This is a genomic window from Streptomyces sp. NPDC001868 (assembly GCF_040297125.1).
Taxonomy (GTDB): domain Bacteria; phylum Actinomycetota; class Actinomycetes; order Streptomycetales; family Streptomycetaceae; genus Streptomyces.
The window spans coordinates 96,905-103,416 of record NZ_JBEOYO010000032.1 but is presented as its reverse complement, the minus strand read 5'-3'; the positions used below and the strand labels follow the sequence as shown (position 1 = coordinate 103,416).

Annotated in this window: 4 protein-coding genes; all 4 read left to right on the top strand. The window is 70.4% G+C overall.

The genetic code is table 11. From position 1 onward, the window contains the following. The first annotated feature begins 241 nt into the window (after positions 1-241). The 4 genes from ABT147_RS30725 to ABT147_RS30710 all read left to right on the top strand — a co-directional run bounded on the left by ABT147_RS30725 (position 242) and on the right by ABT147_RS30710 (position 6,502). Positions 242-1,573 carry a sensor histidine kinase gene (locus tag ABT147_RS30725; RefSeq protein ID WP_351412141.1) on the top strand — a complete coding sequence of 444 codons (1,332 nt, stop codon included), beginning with the start codon at positions 242-244 and terminating at the stop codon, positions 1,571-1,573. 927 nt (positions 1,574-2,500) lie between these two features. After that, positions 2,501-3,160, top strand: a complete 660-nt coding sequence (locus ABT147_RS30720; protein ID WP_351412139.1) for a response regulator — start codon at positions 2,501-2,503, stop codon at positions 3,158-3,160. A 350-nt stretch (positions 3,161-3,510) separates the two neighbouring features. Then, on the top strand, positions 3,511-5,448 hold the full coding sequence (locus ABT147_RS30715; protein ID WP_351412124.1) for a 2-oxoacid:acceptor oxidoreductase subunit alpha: 1,938 nt from the start codon (positions 3,511-3,513) through the stop codon (positions 5,446-5,448). Beyond that, the gene (locus tag ABT147_RS30710) at positions 5,441-6,502 is read left to right on the top strand and encodes a 2-oxoacid:ferredoxin oxidoreductase subunit beta (RefSeq protein WP_351412121.1); all 1,062 of its coding nucleotides are present in this window, start codon (positions 5,441-5,443) and stop codon (positions 6,500-6,502) included. Before ABT147_RS30715 ends, ABT147_RS30710 begins: the two co-directional genes overlap by 8 nt. The last annotated feature ends 10 nt before the right edge of the window (positions 6,503-6,512 follow it).

Below are 6,512 nucleotides of genomic sequence, written 5' to 3'. Positions count from 1 at the left end.
CGTGGGTGCCCCTTCGTCGTGGGCGGGTGCGGGTCCGGTGGGGCGTCTCGCGCAGTTCCCCGCGCCCCTGAGAAGCCGGGGCTGCGCCCCGTGCTTCTCAGGGGCGCGGCTCCGGGGGTCCGGAGGTGGGGAAAACCCCCGGATCGAGACGCCTACCTGCTCCATGGTCCGGGGGGACGGGGGCCAGCAGGGTGGGAGTACGACATCGGGAGTGCGGACCAGTGAAGGCGGGGCGACGGTGATGGCCACGGAGTACGGGCACGGGTACGGGAGTTGGGGCGAGGAGCGGCGGCGTCGGGTGCCGGCCGGGCTGCGGGCTCCGTTCGAGGGGCGCAGCTGGCGGGAGTTCGGGTATGTGCTGCTGGGGCTGCCGGTCGGGATCCTGCTGTTCACGTACGCCGTGACGATGGTGTCGGTCGGCGCCGGGCTGCTGATCACGTTCCTCGGGGTGCCGGTGCTGGCGGCGGGGCTGGCCGGGTGCCGGGCGTTCGGGGCGATGGAGCGGGCGCGGGCGCGGGTGCTGCTCGGGGTGGAGATGGACCGGCCGGAGCCGCTGCGCATGAAGGGGCGCGGGGCGATGGCGTGGATGGGGGCCGTGCTGCGCAGCGGGTCCTCCTGGCGGCAGTTGCTGTACTCGGTCGTGCAGTTCCCGTGGTCGGTGTTCTCCTTCGTGGTGGCGGTGACCTTCTGGACGTACGGGTGGGCGCTGCTGACGTATCCGCTGTGGTTCTGGGTCTTCCCCGTGTGGGCCGGGCAGGACGGGTTGCAGTTGTACGGGGACGAGACGCACTCGGTGTACCTGAACAACCCGTTCGAGGTGACCGTGACCGCGCTGGTGGGGCTGCTCTTCACGATGGCCACGCCATGGATCGTGCGGGGGCTGACGACGGTCGACCGGGTGATGGTGGGCGCGCTGCTCGGGCCGTCGCGGCTGGGGGCGCGGGTCGTCGAGCTGGAGTCGGACCGGGGGGTCGTGATCGACACGGCGGCGGCCGATCTGCGGCGGATCGAGCGGGATCTGCACGACGGGGCGCAGGCCCGGCTGGTGGCGCTGGCCATGGATCTGGGGCTGGCGAAGGAGAAGCTGGCGGAGGACCCGCGGGCGGCGGCGGTCATGGTGGACTCGGCGCACGGTGAGGTGAAGACGGCGCTGCAGGAGCTGCGGGATCTGGCTCGGGGCATTCATCCGGCGGTGCTGACGGACCGGGGGCTCGACGCGGCGCTGTCGGCGGTGGCGTCGCGGTGTGCGGTGCCGGTGGTGGTGGAGGTGGATCTGCCGGCCCGGCCGGTGCCGGCGATCGAGGGGATCGCGTACTTCACCGTGTCCGAGCTGTTGCAGAACGTCAGCAAGCATGCGGGGGCGTCGCGGGCGACGGTGGATGTGTGGCGGGTGGAGAACCGGCTGATGCTTCAGGTCATCGATGACGGGGTCGGTGGGGCGGATACGGGGAGTGGGTCCGGGTTGGCGGGGCTTGCTGAGCGGATCGGGGCGGTTGACGGGATCCTGGTTGTCGATTCGCCGGCCGGGGGGCCGACTCGGGTGACCGCGGAGTTGCCCTGGCGGGCGGCCTGAGGCGGGGGCCTGGGGGGCCTTGGGGGGCTTTGGGGGGACTTGTTGCCGGGGGTGCCTGTTCGCTGGGGCGCCTTCACTGGGTGCCTGGTTCGTCGGGGGCGCCTTCGCCGTAGGGCCTCTTCGCCGTAGGGGCCTTGGGGTTGTGGGTGGGGCGCCTCATCGCCGTGGGGGCCTCTTCGGTGTGGGCGGGTGTCGGTTCGTTGTGGTTGCTCGCGCAGTTCCCCGCGCCCCTGACGGGGCGCGGCTGTAGGGGCTCGGGGGTGAGTGGGTACCCGGAGGTCGAGGCTCTGGGCCCCACACGGCACCGACTCCCGGCCCTGGCCCCCCGGGCCCCGGCCCCTCGGACCCGACCCCCCGTACGTTGCGCGGAAGTGTCTCGGTGCGTGCGTCCAGGGTTGTCGTCCTGGGCGCGATTTCGTGTTTCGTTCGGCCCGCGCTCAGCGATCAGCGCGCCGGTCCCCCTCTCGGGACGTGCTCAACAATGTCCCCGCCCCGCAGCCTGCCCGAGCACGTCCTACGTCCCAGCTCCGCCCCGCGCACCCCGCCCCAGCCGCGCCGCGAGCCGCCCGAAGCCCCACGCGCCCAGCCCACCCGAAGTCCCCGCACCCCCCTGACAGCCCCAGCCCACCCCCTCCCCGTAGACCCGCCTGTCGTCGCCCCCTCCCCATGGAGCCCCCTCGCCCCTCCCCCTCCCGGAGTCGCCCGTCGTCGCCCCCTCCCCCTCCCGGAGTCGCCCCTCATCGCCCCCTGTCAAGCGGGTTGACGGCGGCATTCGGCCAGTTCGGGGGTTGTTCCTGCCCCTATTTTCTTGTCGGGGCGGCGCTGGGGCGGTCGGATGCTGGAATGCTGGGGGCGGTTGTACGGGCCGGGCCGGGAACGGTCGGTCGACGGGGGTGTGTCGTGGGGGGACAAGGCGTGGAGGACAGAGTGCGGGTGGTCATCGCCGAGGATTCGGTGCTGCTGAGGGAGGGGCTGACGCGGCTGCTGACCGACCGGGGGCACGATGTCGTGGCGGGGGTCGGGGACGGGAACGCCCTGATCAAGACGATCACGGAGTTCGCGGCACAGGGAGATCTCCCGGACGTGGTGGTCGCCGATGTGCGGATGCCGCCGACGCACACCGACGAAGGCGTACGGGCCGCCGTACAGCTGCGGAAACACCATCCGGAGCTGGGCGTGCTCGTCCTGTCGCAGTACGTGGAGGAGCGCTACGCCACCGAACTGCTCGCGGGGTCCAGCCGCGGCGTCGGGTACCTGCTGAAGGACCGGGTCGCCGAGGTGCGGGAGTTCGTGGACGCGGTGGTGCGGGTCGCCCAGGGGGGTACGGCGCTGGACCCCGAGGTGGTCGCGCAGTTGCTCGGGCGGAGCCGGAAGCAGCATGTGCTCGCGGGGCTCACCCCCCGGGAGCGTGAGGTGCTCGGGCTGATGGCGGAGGGGCGGACCAACTCGGCGGTCGCCCGGCAGCTGGTCGTCAGCGACGGAGCCGTCGAGAAGCACGTCAGCAATATCTTCCTGAAGCTCGGCCTGTCCCAGAGTGACGGGGACCACCGGCGTGTTCTGGCGGTGCTCACCTACCTCAATTCATGACCATCTGACACCGTGTCAGAAAGCCATCCCAAGCCCGCCTTCCATCTCGATCCCGTCCGTCCCCGACCCGTCCCCGGTCCGTCCCCAACCGTCCTCGCCCCTCCACCACCCCACCCCCCCTCCGCCCTCTCACCGTCCCGGCCGAGAACCATCGGCCCCCCGTGCGCGTCCTCCAAGGAAGCCGCAGGGGCGGGTAAATCCTGACAAGTCAGGGCGTTCGGCAGTCTCGGAAACAGAATCCATCAGTCGAACGCTCAAGGGAAGGCCACCCTCGCCGACGTAGGGTTGGTCTTGGGAGGGCCGGCGGGACGGCCGTTCCCGGACAGCCGCCTCAAGGGAGGTCCAGTTCAGTGACCAGCCAGGTCAGCAGCCCAGCGGAGCAGGCCGACGAGGCCGCTCTGGGAGAACTGAGAGAACAGCGCAAACCGGCCGTGACGAAGGACGTCCGCCGACTCGATCGGGTGATCATCCGGTTCGCCGGCGACTCCGGTGACGGCATGCAGCTCACCGGCGACCGCTTCACCTCCGAAACGGCCTCCTTCGGCAACGACCTCTCCACCCTGCCGAACTTCCCCGCCGAGATCCGCGCCCCCGCCGGCACCCTCCCGGGTGTGTCCAGCTTCCAGCTGCACTTCGCCGACCACGACATCCTCACCCCGGGTGACGCGCCCAATGTGCTCGTCGCCATGAACCCGGCCGCCCTGAAGGCGAACATCGGGGACGTACCGCGCGGCGCGGAGATCATCGTCAACACGGACGAGTTCACCAAACGGGCGATGCAGAAGGTCGGGTACGCGGTCAGTCCGCTGGAGGACGGGTCACTGGACGGATACAGCGTCCATCCGGTGCCGCTGACCACCCTCACCGTCGAGGCCCTCAAGGAGTTCGACCTCAGTCGCAAGGAGGCCGAGCGCAGCAAGAACATGTTCGCGCTGGGCCTGTTGTCCTGGATGTACCACCGGCCGACCGAGGGCACCGAGAAGTTCCTGGCGGCCAAGTTCGCCAAGAAGCCCGAGATCGCCGCCGCCAACCTCGCCGCCTTCCGCGCCGGATGGAACTTCGGGGAGACGACGGAGGACTTCGCGGTCAGTTACGAGGTCGCGCCGGCCTCAACCGCCTTCCCGGTCGGCACGTACCGGAACATCTCCGGGAACCTGGCGCTGTCGTACGGGCTGATCGCGGCCTCCCGGCAGGCGGATCTGCCGCTCTATCTGGGCTCGTACCCGATCACCCCGGCCTCGGACATCCTGCACGAGCTGAGCCGGCACAAGAACTTCGGGGTGCGGACCTTCCAGGCCGAGGACGAGATCGCCGGGATCGGGGCCGCGCTGGGGGCCGCGTTCGGGGGGTCGCTGGCCGTGACCACCACGAGTGGTCCGGGTGTGGCGCTCAAGTCGGAGGCCATCGGGCTCGCCGTCTCGCTCGAACTGCCCCTGCTCGTCATCGACATCCAGCGCGGCGGGCCGTCCACCGGGCTGCCGACCAAGACCGAGCAGGCGGATCTGCTCCAGGCGATGTACGGGCGCAACGGCGAGGCGCCGGTGCCGGTCGTCGCGCCGCGCACTCCGGCCGACTGTTTCGACGCGGCCATCGAGGCCGCCCGGATCGCGCTGACGTACCGCACGCCCGTGTTCCTGCTGTCGGACGGCTATCTGGCCAACGGCAGCGAGCCCTGGCGCATCCCCGAGACCGACGAACTGCCGGATCTGACCGTGCAGTTCGCCCAGGGTCCCAACCACACGCTCGACGACGGCACCGAGGTCTTCTGGCCCTACAAGCGCGACCCCCAGACCCTCGCCCGCCCCTGGGCGATCCCGGGCACCCCGGGGCTCGAACACCGGATCGGCGGCATCGAGAAGCAGGACGGCACGGGCAACATCTCGTACGACCCGGCCAACCACGACTTCATGGTGCGCACCCGGCAGGCGAAGGTCGACGGGATCGACGTGCCCGACGTCGAGGTCGACGATCCGCACGGGGCCCGCACCCTGGTGCTGGGCTGGGGGTCGACGTACGGGCCGATCACGGCGGCGGTACGGCGGCTGCGGACGGCCGGGGAGTCCATCGCGCAGGCCCATCTGCGGCATCTCAACCCGTTCCCGCAGAATCTGGGCGCGGTGCTGGAGCGTTACGACAAGGTGGTGATCCCCGAGATGAACCTCGGGCAGCTCGCCACGCTCGTCCGGGCGAAGTACCTGGTCGACGCCCACTCGTACAACCAGGTGAACGGCATGCCGTTCAAGGCGGAGCAGCTCGCCACGGTTCTCAAGGAGGCCATCGATGGCTGACATCGGCAACGAGTTGCTGCAGCTGGTCCCCAAGGCCGCCGCCCGGCAGTCCATGAAGGACTTCAAGTCCGATCAGGAAGTGCGCTGGTGCCCCGGCTGCGGTGACTACGCGATCCTCGCCGCCGTCCAGGGTTTCATGCCCGAACTGGGGCTGGCGAAGGAGAACATCGTCTTCGTCTCCGGCATCGGCTGCTCGTCCCGTTTCCCGTACTACATGGACACGTACGGGATGCACTCGATCCACGGGCGGGCGCCGGCCATCGCGACCGGGCTCGCCACCTCGCGGCGTGACCTGTCCGTGTGGGTGGTGACCGGTGACGGGGACGCGCTCTCCATCGGCGGCAACCATCTGATCCACGCCCTGCGGCGGAACGTGAACCTGAAGATCCTGCTGTTCAACAACAGGATCTACGGCCTGACCAAGGGGCAGTACTCCCCCACCTCCGAGGTCGGGAAGGTCACCAAGTCGACGCCGATGGGGTCGCTGGACGCGCCCTTCAACCCCGTCTCGCTGGCGATCGGGGCGGAGGCGTCGTTCGTGGCGCGGACCGTGGACTCCGACCGCAAGCATCTGACCGAGGTGCTGCGGCAGGCCGCCGCCCACCCGGGCACGGCGCTCGTCGAGATCTACCAGAACTGCAACATCTTCAACGACGGCGCCTTCGAGGTCCTCAAGGACCGGCAGCAGGCGGAGGAGGCCGTGATCCGGCTGGAGCATGGTCAGCCGATCCGGTTCGGGGCGGACGGCGCGCGGGGGGTCGTACGGGACCAGGCGACCGGGGATCTGGAGATCGTCACCGTGACGCCCGAGAACGAGTCCCGGGTGCTGGTCCACGACGCGCACGCCGCGTCGCCGACCACCGCCTTCGCGCTGTCGCGGCTCGCCGATCCGGACACCCTCCACCACACCCCGATCGGTGTCCTGCGGTCCGTTCAGCGGCCCGTCTACGACACCCAGATGTCCGACCAACTGGACTCCGCCATCGAGCAGTTCGGCAAGGGTGACCTGTCGGCGCTGCTGGCGGGCGGGGACACCTGGACGGTCGTCGGCTGAGTACGGCCGC